This window comes from Burkholderia sp. Ac-20365, from assembly GCF_017104715.1.
GTDB lineage: Bacteria > Pseudomonadota > Gammaproteobacteria > Burkholderiales > Burkholderiaceae > Paraburkholderia.
On the sequence record NZ_JAAGPI010000065.1, the window covers coordinates 1 to 24,497 of the forward strand.

The 24,497-nt window shown below is 61.4% G+C and carries 21 protein-coding genes and 1 pseudogene; 9 read left to right on the plus strand and 13 right to left on the minus strand.

All coding sequences use genetic code 11. The features are described from left to right. The 5 genes from G3O01_RS42950 to G3O01_RS42970 form a co-directional block, all read right to left on the minus strand. A partial coding sequence (locus G3O01_RS42950; RefSeq protein WP_205813558.1) for an FAD-dependent oxidoreductase occupies window positions 1-1,029 on the minus strand: 1,029 nt, incomplete at its 3' end. Next, on the minus strand, window positions 1,019-1,363 hold the full coding sequence (locus tag G3O01_RS42955; protein WP_205813559.1) for a (2Fe-2S)-binding protein: 345 nt from the start codon (window positions 1,361-1,363) through the stop codon (window positions 1,019-1,021). The genes G3O01_RS42955 and G3O01_RS42950, both read right to left, overlap by 11 nt. After that, a complete protein-coding gene (locus tag G3O01_RS42960) occupies window positions 1,350-2,489 on the minus strand; it encodes an FAD-dependent oxidoreductase (protein WP_205813560.1) in 1,140 nt (379 codons plus the stop codon). Before G3O01_RS42960 ends, G3O01_RS42955 begins: the two co-directional genes overlap by 14 nt. After that, window positions 2,486-4,216 carry a hydantoinase B/oxoprolinase family protein gene (locus G3O01_RS42965; RefSeq protein WP_205813561.1) on the minus strand — a complete coding sequence of 577 codons (1,731 nt, stop codon included), beginning with the start codon at window positions 4,214-4,216 and terminating at the stop codon, window positions 2,486-2,488. The genes G3O01_RS42960 and G3O01_RS42965 overlap by 4 nt, the downstream gene beginning before the upstream one ends. Window positions 4,217-4,242: 26 nt before the next feature. Continuing rightward, the gene (locus tag G3O01_RS42970; protein WP_205813562.1) at window positions 4,243-6,285 is read right to left on the minus strand and encodes a hydantoinase/oxoprolinase family protein; all 2,043 of its coding nucleotides are present in this window, start codon (window positions 6,283-6,285) and stop codon (window positions 4,243-4,245) included. A gap of 174 nt (window positions 6,286-6,459) precedes the next feature. On the opposite strand from G3O01_RS42970, the gene G3O01_RS42975 reads away from it, so the two are divergent. The 3 genes from G3O01_RS42975 (at window position 6,460) to G3O01_RS42985 (ending at window position 12,242) form a co-directional block, all read left to right on the plus strand. Next, window positions 6,460-7,404: a LysR family transcriptional regulator gene (locus G3O01_RS42975; protein ID WP_205813563.1), complete on the plus strand. Its 945-nt coding sequence runs from the start codon at window positions 6,460-6,462 to the stop codon at window positions 7,402-7,404. 111 nt (window positions 7,405-7,515) lie between these two features. Next, entirely contained in the window at window positions 7,516-8,766 is a 1,251-nt protein-coding gene (sbcD, locus tag G3O01_RS42980) for an exonuclease subunit SbcD (RefSeq protein WP_205813564.1), read from the plus strand. After that, the gene (locus tag G3O01_RS42985; protein WP_205813565.1) at window positions 8,763-12,242 is read left to right on the plus strand and encodes an AAA family ATPase; all 3,480 of its coding nucleotides are present in this window, start codon (window positions 8,763-8,765) and stop codon (window positions 12,240-12,242) included. Before sbcD ends, G3O01_RS42985 begins: the two co-directional genes overlap by 4 nt. A 103-nt stretch (window positions 12,243-12,345) precedes the next feature. On the opposite strand, the gene G3O01_RS42990 is transcribed toward G3O01_RS42985, so the two are convergent. Next, the gene (locus G3O01_RS42990) at window positions 12,346-13,242 is read right to left on the minus strand and encodes a LysR family transcriptional regulator (protein ID WP_241024737.1); all 897 of its coding nucleotides are present in this window, start codon (window positions 13,240-13,242) and stop codon (window positions 12,346-12,348) included. 267 nt (window positions 13,243-13,509) lie between these two features. Here G3O01_RS42990 and G3O01_RS42995 point away from each other — a divergent pair, with 267 nt between their 5' ends. The 4 genes from G3O01_RS42995 to G3O01_RS43010 all read left to right on the plus strand — a co-directional run bounded on the left by G3O01_RS42995 (window position 13,510) and on the right by G3O01_RS43010 (window position 16,719). Beyond that, window positions 13,510-14,403, plus strand: a complete 894-nt coding sequence (locus tag G3O01_RS42995; protein ID WP_205813567.1) for an NmrA family NAD(P)-binding protein — start codon at window positions 13,510-13,512, stop codon at window positions 14,401-14,403. A 54-nt stretch (window positions 14,404-14,457) separates the two neighbouring features. Next, window positions 14,458-15,336 carry an NmrA family NAD(P)-binding protein gene (locus G3O01_RS43000; RefSeq protein ID WP_205813568.1) on the plus strand — a complete coding sequence of 293 codons (879 nt, stop codon included), beginning with the start codon at window positions 14,458-14,460 and terminating at the stop codon, window positions 15,334-15,336. Window positions 15,337-15,400: 64 nt separating this feature from the next. Then, window positions 15,401-16,147, plus strand: a complete 747-nt coding sequence (locus G3O01_RS43005; protein WP_205813569.1) for an SDR family NAD(P)-dependent oxidoreductase — start codon at window positions 15,401-15,403, stop codon at window positions 16,145-16,147. A gap of 26 nt (window positions 16,148-16,173) precedes the next feature. Continuing rightward, window positions 16,174-16,719, plus strand: a complete 546-nt coding sequence (locus tag G3O01_RS43010; RefSeq protein WP_205813570.1) for a carbonic anhydrase — start codon at window positions 16,174-16,176, stop codon at window positions 16,717-16,719. Window positions 16,720-16,902: 183 nt separating this feature from the next. On the opposite strand, the pseudogene G3O01_RS43015 reads toward G3O01_RS43010, so the two are convergent. The 7 genes and pseudogenes from G3O01_RS43015 to gcvA form a co-directional block, all read right to left on the minus strand. Then, window positions 16,903-17,040 (minus strand): annotated as a pseudogene (locus G3O01_RS43015) (1,4-dihydroxy-2-naphthoyl-CoA synthase); the annotation flags it as partial. A gap of 161 nt (window positions 17,041-17,201) precedes the next feature. Continuing rightward, window positions 17,202-17,456 carry a hypothetical protein gene (locus G3O01_RS43020; RefSeq protein WP_205813571.1) on the minus strand — a complete coding sequence of 85 codons (255 nt, stop codon included), beginning with the start codon at window positions 17,454-17,456 and terminating at the stop codon, window positions 17,202-17,204. A 13-nt stretch (window positions 17,457-17,469) separates the two neighbouring features. Further along, entirely contained in the window at window positions 17,470-18,405 is a 936-nt protein-coding gene (locus G3O01_RS43025) for an FAD-binding protein (protein ID WP_205813572.1), read from the minus strand. 28 nt (window positions 18,406-18,433) lie between these two features. Beyond that, a complete protein-coding gene (locus tag G3O01_RS43030) occupies window positions 18,434-19,183 on the minus strand; it encodes an electron transfer flavoprotein subunit beta/FixA family protein (RefSeq protein ID WP_205813573.1) in 750 nt (249 codons plus the stop codon). A gap of 33 nt (window positions 19,184-19,216) precedes the next feature. After that, window positions 19,217-20,356, minus strand: coding sequence for an acyl-CoA dehydrogenase family protein (locus G3O01_RS43035; protein ID WP_205813574.1), 1,140 nt, complete (start codon window positions 20,354-20,356; stop codon window positions 19,217-19,219). Between the two features lie 12 nt (window positions 20,357-20,368). Then, complete coding sequence (locus G3O01_RS43040; RefSeq protein WP_205813575.1) at window positions 20,369-21,559, minus strand: acyl-CoA dehydrogenase family protein; 1,191 nt, start codon at window positions 21,557-21,559, stop codon at window positions 20,369-20,371. Between the two features lie 171 nt (window positions 21,560-21,730). Then, window positions 21,731-22,663, minus strand: a complete 933-nt coding sequence (gene gcvA, locus G3O01_RS43045; protein ID WP_205813576.1) for a transcriptional regulator GcvA — start codon at window positions 22,661-22,663, stop codon at window positions 21,731-21,733. A gap of 120 nt (window positions 22,664-22,783) precedes the next feature. On the opposite strand from gcvA, the gene G3O01_RS43050 reads away from it, so the two are divergent. Next, window positions 22,784-23,626, plus strand: a complete 843-nt coding sequence (locus G3O01_RS43050) for a DMT family transporter (RefSeq protein WP_205813577.1) — start codon at window positions 22,784-22,786, stop codon at window positions 23,624-23,626. A gap of 47 nt (window positions 23,627-23,673) precedes the next feature. Next, a complete protein-coding gene (locus tag G3O01_RS43055) occupies window positions 23,674-24,435 on the plus strand; it encodes an SDR family oxidoreductase (RefSeq protein WP_205813578.1) in 762 nt (253 codons plus the stop codon). Window positions 24,436-24,497 lie beyond the last annotated feature (62 nt).

A 24,497-nucleotide genomic window follows, 5' to 3' on the forward strand; every position in this document is an offset into this window, starting at 1 on the left:
GGCTGCGTCCGACGCGCCCGCCAGATGCGCGATCTGCAATGCCGCCAGTTCACCCTGCGCCTCGGCGGCGCGCGCGCCGCCAATGCCGCTGCCGTCCCCGGCGATGAACACGCCCGGCTGCGACGACTGCAGCCACGCATCGAGCTTCGGTTGCCAGCAGCATTGCGCGTCGTTCCATTCATGCTCGCAATTCAACGCGTTCGACAGATTCACGTTCGGCACCACGCCCTGATGGATCAACAGGGTATCGACAGACAGGTGGCCATTGGTACCGTCTTCAAGCGTGTAGTCGACGCCGTCGACCGCATCGATGCCCGTCGCGCGAAAGTGCGTCACGCCGCCGATCACCTTGATGCGCCGCTTCACTTCCATCAGCAGCGATACGCCTTTCATCAGATAGTCGCTGCGCAAAAAGCCGAACAGATGTTCCATCGCCGCCCGGCGCTGCGCGCGCGGCGTCGTGTCGAGCAGCGCGTCGATCTGGCCGCCCGCGCGCAGCACCTGCGCCGCATAGAGCCACAGCAGCGGGCCACAGCCGGCCAGCACCGTTGCGCCTTGCGGCACGGCACCCGTCGTCTTGAGCAGAACCTGTGCAGCGCCGACCGTCATCACGCCCGGCAGCGTCCAGCCTGGCACGGGCACGGGGCGCTCCTGCGCGCCCGTCGCCAGCACGACGTAGGCCGCCGACAGCAGGCGCGACTCGCCCGCCGCCGATACCGCCATACGCCAGCTTTCGCCAACGCGGTCGATCTGCCAGACAGTGGTCTGCGCGAGATAGTCCGCCTTGCTCGCGACAAAGCGCTGCAACAGAGTTTCGCCATGCCAATAGTCGTCGCCGAGAATCGCGCGCGACGGCAGCGGGCTCGCACCAACTGCGCGATAGATCTGCCCGCCGGGCGCGATCTGCTCGTCGATCACCGCGACGCGCAGGCCGCTTTCCGCAAGCGTCGACGCCGCGCTCATACCGGCCGGTCCTGCGCCCACTACGAGCGCGTCGTAATGCGTTTCGACGTGTGATTCAGTCTTCATGGACGTTCTCCCACTCCGGCTCGCCATCGGCCGACAACAGCCGCTCGCCGCGCTGAACCTTGACCTGAATGCCTTCGCGCACGGGCACGAGACAACTCTGCTGGTTCTGCTTGCCGTCGATCTCGACGAGACAGTCGAAGCACACGCCCATCAGGCAATACGGCGCGCGCGCGCTGCCGCTCACCGGCGTCGTGCGGCAGCGTCCACTGTTCGCAGCGACCAGCGCCTGCGCCACGGTTTGCCCTTCGAACGCGCGCACGGTGGTGTTCTCGAACACGAACGACAGCGTTCGACGCTCACGCGGCACCACGGCCTCCGTGCTAATGCGAAACATAGTTCACTCCTTCTGCGAAGCGATGCGGCGAAAACGGCTGCATGCGCGCGTCGAGTTCTCCCGCCGCGAGTTGCGGCGCAAGGTCGAGCGCATGCGCGCCCGCCAGCGTCACGCCGCTATGACAGGTCGCGGCGAACGCGCCGGGATACTGCGCGGACTGTGCATAGATCGGAAAGCCATCCGGCGACAGAATCCGCAGCGCGCCCCACATGCGTACCGCGCGCGCCTCGGCGAGCGCGGGAAACGTCTTCACCGCGCGCCGCGCCAGCGCGCCCAGCACGCCCATGTCGGTGCTCTTGTCGAAACCCGCCTCGACCTTCGCCTCGGCGATCATCACCGTGCCCTCGCCCGTCTGGCGCAGCGTCAGGACCGGATGACGCAGGAACGGCTTCATCCGTTCGAGCACGATGATCTCGCCGCGCTGCGGTCGCACGGGCACGTTCAGTCCGACCATCGGCGCGAGCCGCGCGTTGGCGAGGCCAGCGGCAATCACCACGCGTTCACAGGTGTAGCGCTTTCCCGCCGCGTGAATCGCGAAGCCCTGCGCGAGCGGCTCAATGCGGTCCACCGCGTGATGCGCCCGGTACACGACGCGTTGCTGCGCAAACGCGGTGTGCAGCGCGCGCAGCAGACGCAGCGGATTGGCGTGGCCGTCGTGCTGCGTGAAACTCGCGCCGACCACTTCCGGCCCGATGCCCGGATACATCGACTTCAGTTCAGCGCGATCGAGCAGCCGCCACGGATATTTCGGAAAACCCGGCTGCGCGTGCAGCTTCTCCAGAAACGCCTTGCGGCGCGCCCACTCGTCATCGGACAACAGAATGTGCAAACCGCCCGGCTGCGAGAGTTGTGGATCGACGCCCGTGCTGTCGATCAACCCTGCCGCGAACTCCCGCCACAGCGTTGCGGAACGTAGCGTCCACGCGGCGTACTCGGGCATGCCGAGCCCTTTGCTCTGCACCCACACCAGCCCGAAGTTGGCGCGCGACGCACGAAACGCGAGATCGCCCTCGTCGAACACGGCAACCTCCTCTCCTTGCCGCGCCAGTCCATAGGCAATCGCCGATCCGACCAGCCCGCCGCCGATCACGGCAAAGCGCGTGTGAGCGGTCTGCGGCGTGCTCACCGCGCCTCCTGCGCCGCACGCGTGAACGCGTACGCCTGCTGTGCCGCGGTGCCCGATACCTTGCCGTCGCGCAGATCGCGCTCGATGGCCGCGCGCGGACGTTCGAGCGGCGCACCATAGCCGCCGCCGCCAGACGTTTCGAGACGCACGCTCTCGCCGTCGGCGAGCGCGATGTTGGCCGTCTTCGACGACAGCTCCGTCATCACGCCGTCCACTTCCTTCACGAGCCGCGCGCGGCGTCCGTCGAGCCCGCCTGCGACACCCGCCGCCACGCCCGTTACGTGACTGTCCGAGCGCGCCGAAAAGACGATGCCCTCGCCCAGCGCCGAAATCTGCTTGGCGATGGCAAGGCCGCCGCGCGTACGGCCCGCGCCGCCCGAATCCGCGATCAGCGCGTATTCGTCGACCCGCAGCGGGTATTCGTTTTCCAGCGCTTCGACGGGCAGGTTCGACGTGTTCGTCATGTGCACGTGTATGCCATCCATGCCGTCAACGTCAAAGCGTGCACCGCTGCCGCCGCCGAGCGTCTCGAGATAAACGAACGAGCCGGGGCGCGAGCGCAGCGGGCCCGAGAACACGATGGCCGGACAGCAATCGTTCGACGACGCCATGATCCGCTCGTCGGGCAACACGCCACGAAACGCGCCAAAGATCGCGCCTGCCACCTTCTGCGCCGTGATAGAACGCGCGCCCACGGCGGCGGGCGGCGCCGGATTGGTGATAGTGCCGATCGGCGCATGAATCGTGATCGGCTCGAAGAGGCCCGCGTTGGCCGGCAGTTCGGGATCGAGTAGCGCCTTCACTGCGTAGTAGACGCAGGCCTTGAGCGCGTTGTACGGCAGGTTCATCGCGCCGCGCGCCTGCTTGCCCGAGCCGGTGAAATCGAAATGCAGCGCGCCCGCCTTCACTTCGATGCCGACCACGATAGCCACCGGTTCGCCGCCGCCGAGTCCATCGTCGTCGAGAAAGCTTTCGAAGCGATACACGCCCTGCTGCAACTCGGCGATGCGGTTGCGCAGACGCCGGCGCGTGTAGCCAATGACGTCCTCGACCGAACGGCGCACCGCTTCCAGGCCCATTTGCGCGATCAGTTGCTCGACGGCCTGTGCGCCACGCGCGTTGGTCGCGATCTGCACGCGCAGATCGAGCGCGCGTTCTTCCGGATCACGCGTGTTGTTGCACAGCAGGCGCAGCATGTCTTCATCGAGCACGCCGCCACGCGCGATCCGCACGGCCGGAATGCGGATGCCTTCCTCGAAGATCGAGCGCAGCCCGCCCGCGATCGAACCGGGTACCGAGCCGCCCACGTCCGCGTGATGGCCGACGTTCGCCGCGAAGAACACCAGTTCGCCGCCAGAAAACACCGGCGTGACGATGTTGATGTCCGGCAGATGGCTGCCGTTGGACAGATACGGATCGTTGCAGATGAACACGTCACCGGGCGTGATGGCGCAGACGGCATATTGCGCCAGCACCGACTCGACCGCGCCGTTCAGCGAGCCCAGATGCAACGGGATCTGCGTGCCCTGCACAACGAGGCGTCCGCGCGCGTCGAACAGCGCGACCGAGCAGTCCTTGCGCTCCTTGATGTTGGTCGAGAACGACGAACGCACTAGCGTGTTGTTCATGTCTTCGCTGATCGACAGCAGCCGGTTTGCGAACACTTCCATTTCGATGGGATCGGCGAGCGCGTCGTCGTGCGCAGCTGCGTAAGAGGTGGGATTCATGGTTGGTCCTCGTATTCCTTGACTGTTCAGGCGACGCGCACGATCAGGTTGCCGTAGGCATCGACGCGCAGCGAGTGCGTCGGCGCGAGCACGGTGGTCGAACTCATTTCCTCGATGATGGCCGGGCCTCGCAGCGTGACACCGGCGGCGAGCCGCTCGCGGTCGTAGACGGGCGTCGTCAGCCAGCCGTGCTGCTTGCCGTGATAGACACGGCGCTCGCCGTCGCGCGCGGCGGATGCGTCGGCGCCTTCGGCTGCGGGCGACAGCGGCGCCTTGGGCACGGCACCCACTGCCTTCAGGCGACAGTTGATGATTTCGATTGCGCGGTCCGGCACGTCGTAGCCGTATTCGCGCGTATGCGCATCGCGGAAGCCCGCTTCGAACGCGGCGTAGTCGTCCGCTGCAACAGAATCCATCGCGACCTGAACCTCGAAGTTCTGGCCGACGTAGCGCGCGTCGATGGCCATCACGTAGCTGCGCTGCGGCACGGACACGCCTTCCTGTTCGAGCCACGCGTCGGCCTGTTCGCGCAGACCGCTGAACGCATCGACGATCGCAGGCCAGCCGACCTCGTCGATCAGCGCGATCTGGCTCTTCACGAAATCGAACGAAATGTCCGACAGCAGAATGCCCCGCGCGCACATCGTGCCCGGCTCCTGCGGCACGATCACGGTCGCGATGCCGCATTCCTGCGCCACCTCCAGTGCATGCAGCGGCCCCGCGCCGCCGAACGCATACAACGCGAATTCCGCAAGGTCGTAGCCGCGCTCTGTCGATACCGAACGGATCGCCCGCGCCATGTTCGCGTTGGCGATACGGATGATGCCTTCCGCCGCGTCCTCGACGGAGAGATTCAACGGCCCGGCGACGCGCTCGCCGATCACCCGGCGCGCGCCGTCGGCATTGACGGGCATGCGGCCCTTGAGCAGCGCGACGGGATTCAACCGCTGCAGCGCGACTTCGGCGTCGGTGATGGTGGGCTGCTCGCCGCCCCGCATGTACGCGACGGGACCCGGTACGGCGCCCGCGCTGTGCGGCCCGACCTTGAGCGAGCCAGCGTCGTCGATCGCGGCGATACTGCCGCCGCCCGCGCCGATCACGTGAATGTCGACCATCGGCGTCCTGACGGGGTAGCCGGCGACCGCGCGCGTCGATGTGAAGAGCGGCGCGCCGTCGTGAATCAGCGAAACGTCGGTGCTGGTGCCACCGACGTCGAACGTGACGAGATTGCGAAAGCCAATGGTGCGTCCGACGGCCGCCGCGCCCACGACGCCCGCAGCCGGACCCGACAGACAGGTGCGCACGGGGAACTGGCGCACCGTTTCGATCGACATCAGGCCGCCGTTCGAATGCACCGTCGACGGCGCGCGCGCCACACCCAGCTCATTCACCCGACGAAGAAAGCGTTCCAGATAGAGCGCCATCTTCGGGCCGACGGCGGCGTTGAGCGCGGTCGTGGACAAACGTTCGTATTCGCGGAATTCGGGCAGCACATCGCTCGAAATGCTGATGTAGGCCTGCGGAAACTCTTCGGCCACGATCTCGCGCGCCCGCCGCTCGTGCGCCGGGTTGCGATAGGCATGCAGGAAGCAGATGGTCACAGCCTTCACGTCCGCGTCGCGCAGGCGGCGCGCCGCGTCCCGCACCGCGGCTTCGTCCAGCGGTACGAGCACGTTGCCTTGCGCGTCCATCCGCCCCGCCACTTCGATGCGATGCTCGCGCGCCACCAGCGCAGGCGCCTTGCCGACGCTGTAGTCATACAGATGCGGACGCGTCTGGCGGCCGATCTCCAGCACGTCGCGAAAGCCCGCGGTGGTGATGAGGCCCGTCAGCGCGCCCTTGCGTTCGATGATCAGGTTGGTCGCGACGGTCGTGCCGTGGCCGATGTGCGAGACATCGGCGGGCGACAGCCCGCGCATCGTCAGAAGCCCTTCGATGCCGTTGCCGATCGCCTCGGACGGGTCGGACGGCGTCGATGGAACCTTGTGGAAGAAGGTGTCTCCGTTGCGTTCGTCGGTGATCACAAAGTCGGTGAAGGTGCCGCCGACGTCAATGCCGATTCGATACATGGTGTTTGATGCCTTTGCCGTGGGATGAGTCGTTCATGCGGATGGTCAGAGACGTCACAACCTGGCGATTACGCTAAGCTGTCACACCGCTGAAACGATGAAATGATGGTAAGGCGCGGCAATTCCGGTCAGCAGCAACGCCATAAATACCGGTATCGACGGCATTTGTAGACAATGGAAAAAATTCCCGACCTCAATCTTCTGCTGCATCTCGACGCACTGGTGCGTTGCGCCAACGTCTCGCGGGCAGCCGAGCATCTGGGTATCACGCAATCGGCGATGAGCGCGGCCCTGTCGCGTCTGCGCCGCGTCTTCAACGACCCGCTGCTGGTCCGGGAAGGCAATACGGCCGTGCTGACCGAGCGCGCGATAGCGCTTGCCGCGCAGTTCCAGCCGTTGCTCGAACAGTGGCTGGACGTGACGCTCGAGCGCGGCCAGTTCGATCCCGTACAATCACGGCGCATTTTCACGCTGTACGCGAGCGACTATGTGCAATTCGCGCTCCTGCCAGCGCTTGCCGCGACGCTCGCCGAAGACGCGCCGAATATCGCGCTGAGCGTGGTGCCAGCCAAACCGCATCACGGACTCGCGATGCTGGAATCGAATCACGTCGAGTTCGTCGCGGGCTATTACCCGACGCCAGGCAGCACGTTGCGCATGCGCCCGCTATTCGAGGATCAGGTGGTGTGCATCGTGCGCGAGGGGCACGCGTCCCTCGACAAGGACTGGAATCTGGACGCGTGGCTAAGTTATGGCCATATCGATCTGGCCGCGCATACGCGCAATGCAGGCGAGCTGCTCGATCGCAGGCTGGAGCAGATGGGCAAGCGGCGCAGCGTGCGCATGACGATGTCGAGTTATCTCGCCGCGCCGTCGGTTGTCGCGTGCTCCGACCTGATTGCAAACCTGCCGAAAACAGTCGCACTGAAGTTCGCGAAACAGGGCTTCGTGCTGAGGCCGGTACCCATTGCTGTGCCGCCTATCCAGATCTCGCTTTATTGGCACGAGCGCTATCAACATGACGTCGGACACGCGTGGTTTCGCCACTACGTAACGCGAAATGCAAAGGAAATGACGGCAGATCCTTCGAAAGGAACGCTTCGATCCGCCTTCGAGTGAAAATGCAGGCAATATCACCTGTTCAGTGCTTTACAACTACGCCTCGAAACACCACGGATCGGACCGACTGAACCCGGCTGCGCAGGTCCCCTTTTATTCACGATAGAACTCATGCGCATTCTCCACACCTCCGATTGGCATCTCGGACAAAATTTCATGGGTAAGAGCCGTCAGGCAGAGCATCAGGCTCTGATTGACTGGTTGATCACTCAGGTAGATAGCCATCACGTCGATGCCGTAATCGTCGCCGGTGACATTTTCGACACTGGCACGCCACCTAGTTACGCCCGCGAACTGTACAGCCAACTGGTAGTGAAACTGCATGCAGCCGGTGTCTCGTTGATGCTCCTAGGTGGAAATCACGATTCCGTTGCAACGCTGCGCGAAAGCAGTGCGCTGCTCGAATGCCTGTCGACGACAGTCACTCCGTCCGCCGCTGAACCCGCGCGACAAGTACGCACGCTTCCTCTACGACGTGCATCCCGAAGCGGTGAAGTTGGCAGCGAAGTTGGCTGTATTGTGTGCGCAATTCCGTTCATCAGACCCCGCGACGTGATCCAGAGCGAGGCCGGAGAAAGCGCCGAGCAGAAGCTGCGATCCCTGCAGGAATCGATCCAGCGCTACTACCACGACGTATACCAGGCTGCCGTCGAATTGCAGACAAAGCTTTCCAGCGAGCAAGGCAGAAACATCCCGATTATCGGCACAGGCCATCTAACGACAGTGGGCGCCAGCGCCAGCGATTCTGTGCGCGAAATCTACGTTGGCGCGCTCGAGGCCTTTCCCACCAATGCGTTTCCTCCTTTCGACTATCTGGCGTTGGGACATATTCACAGGCCACAGAAGGTGGGCGGGCATGAACACATTCGTTACAGCGGCTCGCCGATTGCACTTAGTTTCGATGAGTCGTCGCAACAGAAAGAGGTGCTGCTGGTGGACGTCGATGAAAATGGCCTGAGAGCGGTGACGCCTTTGACCGTCCCGACGTTCCAGACGCTTGTCGCCATTAAAGGAAATCTGAAGTCGCTCGCGGCGGAGTTCAAGGAGATCGCACAGCATGCGACGGATAAGCCTGTCTGGGTCGAGGTCACGGTCTCGGAAGACGATTATCTAACGGATCTTCCTGCCCGTGTCCAGGAGCTCGTCGAAGACCTGCCAATCGAACTTCTTCGAATCCGCCGCCAGCGAGGCAATCTGACAACGTCCCTCACCGCAGAAGCCGGAATGACCCTCGATGAACTCAGCCCGCACGACGTGTTTGAGCGTCGGCTCGACTCCGAAGAGATTGACGAGACCTTGAAAACCGAACTGAGAGGCCGCTACAAAGGCATCGTGGCAAGTCTGCTGGAGAAGGAAGCATGAAGATCCGCACCTTGCGACTCAAGAATCTCAATTCACTGAAGGGTGAATGGCACGTTGACTTCACGAAGCCGCCCTTCTCCGACAATGGCATCTTCGCCATCACCGGGCCGACGGGCGCTGGGAAATCGACATTGCTCGACGCCATTTGTCTCGCGCTTTACCACGAAACGCCCAGGCTGAAGACCGTCTCATCGTCAGCGAACGACATCATGACGAGACATACTGCTGATTGCCTCGCGGAGGTCGAGTTCGAGGTCAAAGGCATCGTGTACAGAGCGTTCTGGAGCCAGCGGCGATCGCGTGACAAGGTAGATGGCGCTTTACAGCAGCCAAAGGTCGAACTGGCAATTGCCGACGGAACCATCCTCACCACCCAGCTTAACGAGAAGCTTAAGCGTGTGACGGAGATCACGCGCTTGGACTTTGCACGTTTCAAGCGTTCCATGCTGCTCGCGCAGGGTGGATTCGCCGCCTTCCTCGACGCCACGGCAAATGATCGCGCCGAACTCCTCGAGGAGCTAACCGGAACCGAAATCTACGGTGATATCTCTCGCCGCGTGTTTGAGAAGACCGGGGAAGCAAAGGACAAGCTAAAACACCTGAAGGCGCGCGCGGATGGCATGGAACTGCTGACGAGCGACCTGCGTGAGGTCATGCAGCAGGAAATCGACACGCTCTCATCGCAACTGCTGGAATTGGCCACCCAGCACAAACTAACGCAAACCCAGCATCAATGGCGCGTCGCAATTTCGCAGGCGCAGACGGATGTCATTAAGGCTGAGACGCGGCAAGCTACCGCCAATGCTGCCCTTGAATCATCTGCCTCTGAGCTTTCCCGTCTTGCACGCAGCGAACCAGCCGAACAGCTGCGTCCGTTGTATCAGACGTTGACTCAGGCTGAAAAAGCGCTCGGTCAAACAGAGGCTGCACTCGCGGCGAAGCGTACGCAACGGGACGAGATGCTGGTCACGCAACACGAACAGCATGCGGAAGCTGTCTGGATCGCAAACCGAATCAATGAACAGGCATCCGACAAGCTGAGTCGTATAAGGTCAGAAAAGGATCGTCTCGATACCTACTGTGCACTGCACGAGAGGCACGCGGCGCTGGGCGAGCAAATCGCAACCTGGCGCCAGCAGTTTGAAAACCGTCAGCGCCTGACCGCTGATCTCCGGGCGCGAGAAACAACCAGACTCGGCTTCGAGGAAAAGATTCGCAACCACCGTAGCGAACTGGAAAAGCAACTGTCGAGCCTCAATTCCGCAGCTAAAGCAAAGTCGGAAGCAGATGCACGCGTTGCTTCCATGTCAACGGAACACGAACAACACCTGGGCGGAAAGTCGATTGGCGGCCTTAGGCTGGACTGGCAAAGCGCTCAGGGCAATCTTGCACAGTGGAATCAACTTACTGATCTGGCCGGGCGGCGCCGCGAGCTTGGAGTGCAGTCGGACTCTATCGAGTTGAAGATAAAGAATTTCGACGCCGATATCCTTGCCAATGAAACGGCCGCGACCGCTTTACAGCAACAACACGAACTGCTGCTTGCCCAGGAAGCGGACAAGCAGAAACTGTTGGAGCAGGAACGCATTATTCGAAGCCTGTCCGATCATCGCGACCACCTGAAAGCGGGCGACGCGTGTCCGCTGTGCGGTTCGCTTGATCATCCTGCCATCGCTGCGTATGCGTCGATTGATGTAACCGTGACGGAATCCGCTCTTTCGCAAATCAAGAGCGCCATCCAGCAATCTGGAAAGCAGATTCGTGCTTCAGCCGAAGCCCTTTCAGCTAACCGGGCCGCCAGAACACAGTGCCAGTCTCAGTACGAAAAGGTTTCGCAGGACGCAACCAGAAACCAGCACGAATGGAATTCGCTGGTTCAGAGTATGGACCTGAAAGCCGGACTGCTGGAGACAGCTTGGGCGAACGAAGATGCCTTGCGCGCTGGAGTGCAGGACGCATCCGAAGCCGCCACGCGACTGAAAACGCAACTCGACAAAGCTGAACTGCACGACGCGGCACTCACACTCGCCCGAGAAAACGCCAACAAGCTGTCCGCCGATCAGCAGAATTTTCGGGCACAGGTAGCACTATCAGAACAGTCGATCCAGGCGCTCAATGAACGCATCGCTGAAGTGGAGCACTCGCGTGTCGAACTTTCTGCGGAGTTCGCAGACAAGGAAGCGTCCCTTCTCTCCTCGATTGCACATGGAGGTTACCCTGCTCAGGAAATGCCAGAAAACCCGGCTAACTGGCTTGATGAGCGAGACGAGGAGTGGAAGAAGTTTCAGACGACAGCAAGCCGTGTTCAACAGCTAGCACAAGACATCATTCGACAGCAGGTGCTTTGCGAAGCCGCGAACGAAGATGCAAAACGCTGGCAAGAACGGCTCTACGCACTCGCCGTCCTGGTCGGAACAGTTGAGATCGAAGAATGCGAGCCCTCCGTCGGCTCGAACTTGTCCGCTGCCCTTGCCGAGCGCGCGAACAGCGCGGACGAAACTGCGCGGACTGTGTCATCGCTCGGTGGACAACTCACTCAACTCGAAACTACTCTCACGTCCAATCGAGCAAGCGCTAGCGATGCAACCCAAAGTTGGCAGGTGGCCATCCAGACGAGCGAGTTCGCGGATGCAAAGGCTTTTCTGGCCGCTCTGCTCACGCCCGAGGATCGCGAGCGCCTGCAGCTTCTAAAACGCCAACGCGACGAGGAAAAGCTTGCCGCAGAAACGGTCCTGCAGTCTGCCCGTGGAAAAGTCGCGCAGTTGCTCGAATCGCCGGTGACAACGTTCAGCCTCGAAGAGCTTCAAACACAACTCGAGTCGCTCGATCGTCAGCGTGCCGCCATCAATGAACGCCTGGGCCATCAACGAGGACTGTTAACACGCGACGACACGCTGCGTCAAACGCAACAGAGTTTGCTTCACGACATCGAAAATCATTCGAAAGAAGCCGATGTCTGGCAGCGCCTGGATGGAATGATCGGCTCCGCGAAAGGCGATAAATTCCGGAAGTTTGCACAAGGCCTGACGCTGGATCATTTGCTGACACTGGCTAACCGTCACCTGGACAGACTCCATGCGCGTTACCTTTTAAGGCGGAAAACAACTGGAGAACTGGAGTTGGAGATCGTCGACGGGTGGCAGGCCGACGTGTCCCGCGACACGAGAACATTGTCTGGCGGAGAGAGCTTTCTGGTCAGTCTGGCACTCGCGCTCGCGCTCTCCGATCTGGTCAGTCACAAGACTTCAATCGATTCCCTGTTCCTGGATGAAGGTTTCGGCACGCTCGACGGTGACACACTTGAAGTCGCTCTCGATGCATTGGATGCACTCAATGCCAGCGGCAAGATGATTGGCGTCATCAGCCACGTGGAGGGCCTGAAGGAGCGCATCGCAACGCAGATCCGGGTCGAGAAGGGTGGCGGAATCGGACACTCCAGGTTGTCTGTGGACGGGCGTGGCCAGGCGATCGTCTAGTGGTAAAGGACGGAGCACTATCGTCGCAACGGCAATTGTGCTTCTTCAATCGCGACTTCACGGTCTGAGCTGCGATCAACGGCCTCGGTCTGTTGCATCGCACTCAGTCTGTCGTAATGAAGTCGAGTGACTGCGTTTTCAGCTCATCCGCAATGAAGTCAACAAATGCACGGGCAGCCAGACGGGTCGCACGCCCCATCGGGAAATAGGCATTCACGGGCACTTCAGCCATCTTCCAGTCCGGCAGCAAGTGCACGAGCGCGCCACGTTCGATTTCCGACCGGCATGCCCACGAAGTCGTCGAGACAATGCCCAGTCCGGCCGTAGCGGCCGCAACTGCGCCCGCCGTGTCGTTCGTCGAGACATGCGGCTGAAGATCCACCGATGTAATCTCCCCGTCACGCTCGAATTGCCATGACGACGCGTGCGCTCCGGCCGGCCCGCCTATGACGCGATGTCCAGCGAGATCATCCGGCACGGCGGGCGTACCGTGCTGCTCAAGATACGCGGGCGCCGCCACGATGACACGGTGCATTTTCCCAATCAGCCTTGCGGTGCCGGACGAATCCGGCAGCCTGCCCACGCGAATACCCACATCGATTGCTTCGCGCACCATGTCTTGCCATCGGTCGTCGAGCATCACCTCGATCCGAAGTGCCGGATGACGTTCGGTGAATGTGGACAGACGCGGCAAGATCACTCGCGTGGCCATCGTCGAAGGCATCGCGAGACGCAGCACGCCGCGTAGTTCGCCCGTTTCGCGGACGCTGTTTTCGGCGTCTTCGATCGCTGCCAGGATCGGCTCCATGCGCGCCAGAAATTCCTGGCCGGCTTCCGTCGGCACGACTGCCCGGGTCGTGCGCGTCAGCAGACGCGCCCCGAGGGACGCTTCCAGTTCTGCGATCGTCCTCGAAACCTGAGACTGCGCCAGCCCGCTCTCCCGTGCGGCGGCTGAAAAACTGCCCAGACGGGCAACGCGGGTGTAAAGCCTGAAAGTCATTACATCCTTCATATGCCCTCCCTCTTGAACGGACGCGCTTTTGCTGCAGCTATCGTCAGACGAATTGATGCTGGTTCAGCATAGATGTTAGCCAGATTCATGGACTACCGGTATGGACAGGAAAACGCGACATTAGCTCCATGGCCGGCATCAAACGACCAGCCGCAATCGGAATCAGCAAGGGGCGACTATTTCGATATCCCGCCAGCCCTTATTGAATGCGCCCGCCTGAAGCGGACGCACACATCGCAAACTGGAGTACATGAAATGACAACAGTCCTCGTAACCGGCGCATCGGGCGACACAGGCCGTCCGACCGTCGAACGCCTTCTGGAAAAAGGTTTCAAGGTCCGCGCACTAGTCCGCAAAGACGACCATCGCGCGCAGCGTCTGCGCGATCTGGGCGCCGCAGTCGTGCTCGGCGACATGATGAGCCTGCGCGATATCCGTCTTGCCATGCAAGGCGTTCAACGTGCCTACTTTTGCTTTCCGCTCGCCGAAGGTCTGGTCGAGGCGGCCGTGATCTTTGCCCAGGCCGCGAAGGAACAGAATCTGGAACTGATCGTCAATATGTCGCATAAGCAGTCGCGGCCCGCGGCACGCAGCAAGGCGACGCAAAATCACTGGCTCTCCGAGCAGATTTTCAACTGGTCCGGCGTGCCGTCAGTGCACCTGCGCGTGACCTTCTTCGCCGAGTGGCTTCTGTATATCGCGCCGCAGATTCGCTACGGGCGCTACGTGATGCCCTACAACAAGGACAGCCGCTTCGCGCCCATCGCCGGAAGCGATATTGCGCGAATCATCGCGGGTATTGTCGACAATGCAGCGCCGTACGTCGGCAAGGCGCTGGCGCTGCATGGCCCGGTCGAATATAGCCACGAAGAACTCGCCGCCGAAGTGGGTCGCGTGCTCGGCAAGAATCTGCCTTACGAGCATGTCACCGTGTCCACCTTCCTCGAACTGTTCGGCCTGCAAGATGCCGATGCGATGCGCCGGCATTTCGAAGCGGTCACGATCGATCAGCAGGAAGGCCTGCTCGCCGGTACGGATAGCACCGGCACGGAAATCATCGGTCAACCGTTGACGACGGTCGAGCAGTTCATCAAAGCGAATTTGCCGAAGTTCGTCCTCGACTATCCGCTTACCAGCAACGCGAACTGATCAGTTCGCGTATTTACGGAACGATTCAAATTTAATTATTTAGGATATTTAATCATGTCAAAGAAAATTTTGATCACAGGCGCCACCGGCGACACGGGTCGCGCAGCCGTACGCGAATCGATTGCACTGGGCCTCGACGTGCGGGCGATGGTACACCGCAAAGACGAGCGTTCCGCGGCACTCGAAGCACTTGGCGCCGAAGTCGTCACAGGCGATCTGCTCGAAATCGACACCGTCCGCGATGCCATGAAGGGCGTGGAGGCGGCATACCTCGTGTGGCCCGTTCAGCCGGGGCTGATCAATGCGACAGTGAACTTCGCGCAGGCCGCGAAAGAGACCGGCGTCAAGACCGTCATCAACCTGTCGCAACGCTCGGCGAACCGCGAGTCCGCTAGCGATTCGTGCCGTGACACGTTCATTGCCGAAGAAGTCCTCAACTGGTCAGGCGTGCCCGTCATCCATCTGCGGCCGACCTATTTCCTCGAGTGGTTGCTGTACCCGTGGCAACTGCCGTATCTGCAGAAAGGCGTATTGCGTCTACCGGTGGGTAGCGGCCGTCATTCGCCCATCGCCGCCGATGATCAGGGCCGCGCAATTGCCGCGCTGCTGAAAAGCCCGGAAGGTCACATCGGCACGACGATCCCGCTCTCCGGTCCGGTCGAGATGGATCATGCGCAGATGGCTGCCGAGCTGTCGGAGGCGCTGGGTCGCGAGATCGTTTTTCAGGATCTTTCGATCGACGAATATTGCAGCTCCATCGAAGCCATGGGCTTGCCAGCTTACGTCGTACAGCATCTGCGCGGCGCAATGGCTGACTACCAGGTTGGCCGTATGTCAGGGGCCGACAATAACGTCGAAAAACTGACGGGTCGCAGGGCGATGACGGTCGGTGAGTTTGCCCGCCTTCACATCGACAGGCTCAACGGCAACTGATGCCGAAAGGTTCCGGCTCGCGCTGGAACCGACATTCCACTCTCACAAGTTCACAGGTCACGTCATGATTCTCAAACACTCTGTCGCGCTCGTCACGGGCGCCAATCGCGGCATCGGCCGTGCTTTCGTCGAAGCATTGCTCGACCGCGGCGCGTCGAAAATCTACGTCGCAGCGCGCGATACCGCATCGCTCAAGGAAGTACTCCAGAGCGGCGACCGGCGGCTCGTGCCGCTGCCCCTCGATATCACCGATCCTGATCAGGTCGCGGCCGCCGCAGCGATTGCCACCGACGTCACGCTGCTGATCAACAATGCAGGCTATGCCGCATTTGAAGGCGCGATTTCCGCACCCAATCTCGACGATGCCCGGCGCGAAATGGAGATCAACTATTTCGGCACGCTGGCGTTGACGCGTGCCTTCGCGCCGGTGCTCGCCAGGACGCGCGGCAGTGCGCTGCTCAACATGTTATCCATGCTCTCGCTCGTCAGTCTGCCGATGGCAGCGACGTATTCCGCGTCGAAGGCAGCGGGCTTGTCGCTCACGCGCAGTCTGCGCGCCGAACTGGCCGCGCAGGCTACGCAGGTCGTCGGCGTTCTGGCCGTCCAGACTGAAACGGCGATGGGTGCGAAATTGCCTGAGCCACGACTGACGCCGCAGGAAGTCGTGAACGACGCGCTTGAAGCGATCGAAGCGGGCATCAACGATGAGGTTATCGCTGGCGCACAGTCACGTGCCATTCATCAGGCTTTCATCAGCGACCCGAAGGGACTGCAGGCAAAGATGTCCACGCGCCTGCCGCAGCGCAGCTAACTTCATTTCCAACGATAGAGGTAGTCATGAACTTTCACGAAACGCTCGCCGAGAGAAATGCCGAGTTTGCACAGACGGGATTCTCCGCTGAACTGAAAATGATGCCGTCGCGCCGAACGACGATTATCGGTTGCGTCGATCCGCGTGTCGATCCAATGGATGTGCTCAAACTAGAACCGGGGGAAGCCGCCGTCATCCGCAATGTAGGCGGACGTGTCAACCCCGCGCTGTTCGAGACACTGGCCGTGCTAGGCGTGGTATCGCGCGCGGCTGGCGCGGAAATCGGCGGCGGCTGGAATCTGGTCGTGCTTCAGCATACGGATTGCGGCATCAAGGGCTGCTACCATCACGCGCCGAAACTGCTTGCGAAGCAGATGGGCGTGGAGGAAGACAAGCTCGACACGCTCGCGATCACCGATCCCTATCAGGCAGTTGCCCTAGACGTAGCGGCACTCAAGGCGAACCCGAATCTTCCTGCTGGAGTGACGGTTTCCGGTCTTGTCTACGATGTGAAAACGGGGCGCGTCACGACGGTTGTTCCTCCCGCTGTCCTGCACGCTGGTCAGGAATAGAGGGCGAGACCTCAGGCATGGCAGGCTTTGCCAACCCCTCCGTCCAATTTCCCACGGAAGCGAGTACATCGAAGACTTACGGAAGACATTTCCCGTTTTCATCGTATATCGCGAGCCAGGCGCGCCAGGCATCGTCCTGGCGCCTCAAAGCAAGTCTCTTCCAAGCACGTGGCGAAGTCGCTCTTAACCGGCCTTGTCAGCCGCTATTTTCCTGAAGCGCGGCTTCCGTTTTTCGAGGAAGGCGTTCACTCCTTCTTTTGATTCCGCCGTCTCGTAGTACATCGCGAGTGCCTGCATGCCCTGCCCGGCTATACCGCGAATCGAATTGGAATCAGATCGCCCGCACATCACACGTACCTTGTGGCTCGCTGCGCCAGAGGATCTCTTCAAGACGAAGCGGATCCGGATTGTGTGGGACTTCATCAGGCAGATCATCGACAACCAGCCGCATCTGTTTCGCAGATAGCGCGACCTGGCGCGCCTCAGCGACGCAGATCGGCACGCCTGAGCTTGCCGCTGAAATAGCGCTCGCGCGCGACGCGTATTGCGGCATCGAAGTCCGCTTCAGTCGCGAGATGCCTGTGATCCACGCTGACGAGCCAGCCCTGCGCGGACCGGCACCAGCGAATTCTTCCGTCTTCGTAGAGTTCGGAGAACCAGCGCCAGAGTGTGGCGTCTTCTTTGTCGGCGAGCTTGGCGGCTTCGCTCCGAACGGTGTCGCGGGTTAGCGCCAGCATGGATTTTTGCATCTCAGGACAGTGCGTTGGCGAGTTCGGGAACGGCGGTGAACAGATCGCCAACGAGGCCGTAGTCAGCGACGCTGAAAATCGGCGCTTCTTCGTCCTTGTTGATCGCCACGATCACCTTCGAGTCCTTCATCCCGGCCAAGTGCTGGATCGCGCCCGAGATACCGACGGCGATATACAGTTGCGGCGCGACGATCTTGCCGGTTTGGCCGACCTGATAGTCGTTCGGCACGTAGCCAGCATCGACGGCTGCGCGCGACGCGCCCATTGCCGCGCCGAGTTTGTCGGCCAGTGGTTCGAGAACCTTCGTGTAGTTCTCGCCGCTGCCCAGACCACGACCACCCGACACGATGATGTTCGCGCTTGTGAGTTCCGGACGATCCAGCTTCGTCACTTCGCGGCTCACGAACTGCGAGATGCCTGCGTCAGCCGCAGCTTCGATCTTCTCGACCGATGCATTGCCACCCTCTGCCGCAACGGCATCGAAACCTGTTGCGCGCACCGTGATGACCTTGATTGCGTCTTGCGATTGAACGGTTGCGATTGCGTTGCCCGCGTAGATCGGGCGTTCGAACGTGTCGGCGCTAATCACAGCCGTAATCTCGCTGATCTGCGCGACGTCGAGCTTCGCTGCGATACGCGGTGCGATGTTCTTGCCGTAGGCCGTAGCCGGCGCGAGGATGTGCGAATAGTCCTTGGCGATGTTCAGCACCGTCGCCTCGACGTTTTCCGCGAGACCCGCAGCGAGTTGCGGCGCGTCGGCCAGCAGCACCTTCGATACACCCGCTACCTTCGCAGCCGCGTCCGCCGCGCCTTGCGCATTGTGGCCAGCGACCAGCACGTGCACGTCGCCACCGATCTTCTGTGCAGCAGCCACCGTATTCAGCGTCGCTGCCTTGAGCGCCGCGTTGTCGTGTTCAGCAATTACCAGAATCGTCATTTCATTCGTCTCCGAGTGCCTGAAAAAATCAAAGCACCTTGGCTTCGGTCTTGAGCTTTTCGACCAGCGTCTTCACGTCGGCCACCTTCACGCCAGCAGAGCGCTTCGGCGGCTCGCTGACCTTCAGCGTCTTCAGACGCGGCGTGACATCGACGCCCAGATCTTCCGGCTTTACGGTTTCCAGCGGCTTCTTCTTCGCCTTCATGATGTTCGGCAGCGTCACGTAGCGCGGCTCGTTCAGACGCAGATCGGTCGTGACCACTGCGGGCAGCGTCAGCGACAGCGTCTCAGCACCGCCATCCACTTCACGCGACACGGTCGCCTTGCCGTCAGCCACGACAACCTTCGATGCGAAAGTAGCCTGCGGCAGATTCGCCAGCGCAGCCAGCATCTGGCCTGTCTGGTTCGAATCGTCGTCGATGGCCTGCTTGCCGAGAATGACCAGTTGCGGCTGTTCCTTGTCGACCAGCGCTTTCAAAAGCTTCGCAACAGCCAGCGGCTGCAGGTCTTCATTCGACTCGATCAACACAGCGCGATCAGCGCCAATAGCCAGCGCCGTGCGCAGCGTTTCCTGACATTGGGTCACGCCCGCCGACACGGCGATCACTTCCGTCGCCACGCCTGCTTCTTTCAGACGCACGGCCTCTTCGACGGCGATTTCGTCGAACGGATTCATCGACATCTTCACATTCGCAACGTCGACGCCCGTGTTGTCCGACTTCACGCGGACCTTCACGTTGTAGTCAACCACTCTCTTCACTGGTACAAGAATTTTCATATCCGATTCCCGGTTGATTGACGCGACGTACACTCAGGCCGCCAGAGCGGAACCCATTTCGATGTATCGCGCGAGATGATGATCTTCATCGCCGAGCTGATGGTCGATCATCACGAGACGTTTTGCGTAGTGCGAGAGCGGCAGCTCCCAGGTCATACCGATACCGCCGTGCAACTGGATAGCTTCTTCCGCAACGCGCGCACCGATATGGCCGATCGAATACTTGGCAGCCGACAGTGCCTGCTCGCGTTCGACGCCCCTTCCAGCGACGGCAGCCGCCGCGTTGATCGCTGCAGAACGCGCCTGTTCGATATCGAGCAGCACATCGGCCATGCGATGCTGCAGCGCCTGAAACGTGCCGATCGGAACGCCGAACTGTTTTCGCGTGCGCAGATAGTCGAGCGTGTGCTCCTTCGCGACGTCCATCGCGCCGACCGCTTCCGATGCAAGGGCGACCAGCCCATACCCGACTGCATGCGTGAGCGTAGCGAATCCGCTTCCCGCTTCGCCGACGAGCGCATCGGCATCTAGCGCGACGTCTTCGAGCAACACCTCCGCCGCCCGTCCGCCATCGATCTTGCGATAACCGCGTACCTTCACGCCCGCGGCATTGCGCGGCACCACGAAGAGGGAAATACCCGCTTCGTCATGCTCCTCACCCGACGTACGCGCCGACACGAGCAGCACATCCGCCTGCTCTGCCTGATACACGACGCCTTTCTCGCCACTCAACACCCAACCCGCGTCCTTGCGCACGGCACGCGTTGCCACACGCGCCAGCTCGTAGTGCGAACCAGGCTCGTTGTGCGCAAAGGCAGCGATTGCTGCCCCGTCGATCAGCTTCGCTACGATGCCGCGTTGAAACGCATTGCCGGCACAGGCGAGCGCGCGTCCGACAATCAGCGCATCGACGAATGGCTCGACGACCAGACCGCGCCCAAGCGCCTCGAACACGACGGCGATATCGAATCCATCGCCGCCGAAGCCTCCGACTGATTCATCGAAGAACGCACCGACGATGCCGAGTTCGCAAAACCGCTTCCACATGTCGAGGCTGAAGCCTTCGTCCGATTGCGCGATGCGGTCGCGCACATTGAATGGATACTGAGCGGCGATGAAACGGTTGAGCGAATCTGCGAGCATCCGGCGATCTTCCGTGTGCTGGAAATTCATGTTGCGAATCCTTTAGAGTCCGAAAATCATCTTCGAGATGATGTTCTTCTGAATTTCGTTGGAGCCACCGAAGATCGACAGCTTGCGATTATTGAAGTACTGCGCCGCTGCGCTGGACGCATCGATGCTGTCCGCGCCTTCGAATGTCTCTTCGATCAGCGGCTGCGCGTACGGTCCCATCGCACGGCGCATCAGCGACGAAATTTCCTGGCGGATCTCGGTGCCGCGAATCTTCAGCATCGAACTCTCCGCACCAGGCACGCCACCGCCCGCCACAGCCGCGATCACGCGCAGGTTCGTCGTCTTCATGTTCTCGAGGTCGATCTCGACACGCGCAAGCCGCGCGGCGAAGAGCGGGTCCGCGATGAGTGCGCGGCCATTACGCTGCACCTTGCTCGCCAGGTCCTTCAGACGTTGCAGCGCTGCGACCGAAAAGCCCACGCCCGCGATATTGGTCCGCTCATAGGTGAGCAGATATTTTGCGTAAGCCCAGCCCTTGTTCTCCTCGCCGACGAGGTTCTCGACAGGCACGCGAACATCGGTGAAGAACACTTCGTTGACTTCGTGCTCGCCGTCGAGCGTGATGATCGGGCGCACTTCGACGCCGGGCGTCTTCATGTCGATCAGAAGGAAACTGATGCCCTCCTGCTTGCGCGCGTCCTGTGCCGTACGCACGAGACAGAAGATCATGTTCGCGTACTGGCCGAGCGTGGTCCACGTCTTCTGGCCATTGACGATGTAGTAGTCGTTGCCGTTTTCGTTCGTGCGCGTGGCGGTGGTGCGCACCGATGCCAGATCGGAGCCCGAGCCCGGCTCCGAATAGCCCTGGCACCACCAGTCGGAGCCGTCAAGAATGCGCGGCAGCCAGTGGCGTTTCTGCGCCTCATTACCGTACTTGATGAGCACCGGCCCGAGCATGTTGACGCCGAACGGCACGATGCGTGGCGCCCCTGCGATCGCGCATTCGTTCTCGAAGATGAACTTCTGCACCGCGTTCCAGCCCGGACCGCCGTATTCCTTGGGCCAGTGGTTCGCAAGCCAGCCTTTCGCGTTGAGAATGCCGTGCCATTGCGCCATGTCATCGCGCGTCAGGTGTTTGCCGGTGTGCACTTTCCGTGCAATCTGCTGCGGCAAGGATGTGCGCAGGAAGTCGAGTACTTCAGCGCGAAACGCCTCTTCCTCTTTGGTGAATGTCAGGTCCATGACTGCTGTTCCATCTGGAGATTGAAATTGAATGCCTCGAAGCCGTGACTGCATTCTCAATCGGATAAGCCGCCTTAACAATCACATGCAGGATTGACAGACCGTCAAGTCTGTTTTGACAAAGAGGTGTGATCGACGCGAGCGCCGAGGTGTCGCCGATCAGAGAAAGGGCTATCGCGCGTCTGGTCGAAGCGGGTTCGTGCTGGGGACACCAACGTCGCGGAACCCCTCGCTCACAAGCCATGCACGAAAGAGCACGACGAGTTCATCCTCTACCCTCTCGCTCGGCACGTAAGTGCAATAGCTGCGCGACGGCAACCGGGGACCGGCAAACGGCGCGACAAGCCGGCCAGAGGCCAGATCGTCGGCCACCAGCGCAGTCGGCCCCATCGCAATGCCAATTCCGTCGATGGCAGCCTGCAAGGTCAGATAGAAGTGATCGAATGTCAAAGCGGCAGCCGGCTTCAGATCGGGAATCCGCGCGCTCGACAGCCAGTCGGGCCAGAGCCTCGGGAGGCTCGCGGTATGCAGCAACGTATGGTGCCGCATGTCGCCCGGCGTATGCAGCGGCACGCGCTGCAGCAGCGCCGGACTACACACAGGAAGCCGCTCTTCCGTCAGGAACGGCTGCATCGCGTAGCCATAGAACGTGTCCGGACCACCGCGGATGATGACGTCGAAGTCTTCCTTCAGACTCTCCAGCGGCACGTTCGACGTCTCGACGTTGATGTCCACGTCCGGGTGCATGGCGCGAAAGTTCGCCAGTCTCGGCACCAGCCAGCGCAACGTGAAGGTGGCGGGCGCGTTCACGGACAAGCTCCGGGCAACCGTTTCGACCACGCCATAGCGCGCGGTTGCCTGCGAGAGTTGCTCGAACAGCGGACCAACTTGCGCCAGATAGGCCTGCGCGGCAGGCGTTAGCGCCACACGCCGGTTGTGTCGTTCGAACAGCGGCGCGCCAAGCCAATCCTCCAGCAGGCGCACGTGCTGGCTCACTGCACCGTGCGTGACGTGCAGTTCTGCGGCGGCTTCCTTGAAACTGCCGAGTCGGCCAGCGGCCTCGAAGGCTCGCAAGGCATTGAGTGGCGGCAATACGCGCTTCATTCGCAAGAGTTTATCTAACGCGAACGGCCAATTTATCTGGTTTGTTGGACCGTTACAAGATAGATATCCTCCGTCTTGTAGCGCCCGTGCAATCTCCCGTCCTCTTCATCTCGAACCCGTATGCTCAGTTACACCAGCGGTATCGTGCTGTTCGCCGCGCTGCTCCACGCGAGCTGGAACGCATTGCTGCACGGCAATCGCGACCGGTTCCTGTCGATGACGTGGATGAGCATCGCCATCGCCGGAGTCGCTACGTTCGTCGTGATGTTCAATCCCTTCCCGGCGAGAGCCTCGTGGCCATGCATCGTTGCGTCGGGGCTCGTGCATATCGTCTACAACGTGAGCCTCGTGCGCTCGTATCGCCGCAACGATCTGGCGCTGGCCTATCCGATCGCGCGCGGCTCGTCGCCGCTGCTCGTCACGCTCGGCGCGGCGCTCTTCGCACATGAGGCGATCGGTGCGCTCCACGCGGTCGGGATCGTGATGATTTCGGGCGGCATCATCGCGATCGCGCTGCAGGGACAGCGCGTATCGCGCACGGGTGCGTTCGCTGCGCTGACGACGGGCGCGACGATCGCGCTCTATACGGTGATCGACGGCATTGGTGTGAGGTTGTCCGGCGGACAGTCGCTCAGCTATACCGCATGGATGTTCCTGTTCTACTGGCTGATGCCTCTGCTCTTCGTCGCTGCGCGCGGCCCCGCGTCGCTATGGATGCCGCTGCGTGCCGAGCCGCTTTCGATCGGCTCGTCGATTGCGGGCGGGCTGGTGTCGATCGCCGCGTACGGCATCGTGATCTGGGCGCTGCAATCGGGCGCGATGGGCGCGGTATCGGCGTTGCGCGAGACCAGCGTGGTGTTCGCGGTGTTGATCGGGCGGCTGTTTTTACGCGAAGCGGTCAGTGGGACGCGCTGGCTCGCCTGCGTCGTCGTGGCGGCGGGCGCGGTCTGTCTGGGACTTTGACATCGGCATCGCAATCACTCTTCCATCACCATAAGAAGGTTCACTCAATGAATACCGATTCGCAGGCGCCGCTGATTCTGATAACAGGTGGAAGCCGTGGCGTAGGCGCGGCGACTTCGCGACTCGCTGCCGCGCAAGGCTACGATGTAGCGATAAGCTTCGTGTCCAACGAATCCGCAGCCCTTGCAGTAGCAGCCGATGTAGAAGCTGCGGGACGCCGCGCTTTGCCCATGCGCGCGGACAGCGCGGACCCCGCGCAGGTCGCCCGGCTATTCGATGCGATCGATCGGGAGTTCGGCCGTATCGATGTGCTGGTCAACAACGCTGCGGTATTGGCACGGCAATCCCGGCTCGAGGATTTTGGCTTCGAACGGATGCAGCGCATCTTCGCGGTCAACGCGATTGGCCCTATTCTCTGCGCGCAGCAGGCTGTGAAGCGGATGTCGCTGCGCCATAACGGACGCGGTGGCTCGGTGATCAACATTTCGTCGGCATCGGCGCGGCTCGGCAGTCCGAATGAATATGTCGATTACGCTGCATCGAAAGGTGCCGTCGAGACATTCACTACCGGCTTCGCAAAAGAAGTCGCGCGAGACGGCATACGCGTGAACTGCATTCGTCCCGGACATATCTACACGGAGATGCACGCGAGCGGCGGAGAGCCGGGACGCGTGGATCGCGTGAAGGACTCGATCCCGATGGGAAGAGGCGGTCAGCCTGAAGAGGTTGCGCGGGCCATCCTGTGGCTGGCAAGCGCTGAGGCTTCTTTCATCACCGGCACATTTCTCGATGTGACTGGTGGCAAGTGAGTGACAGTTGCGCTCTGATCGCGACAGAGCCTGATCGAATCACGAGCGATTCAGTCACATCA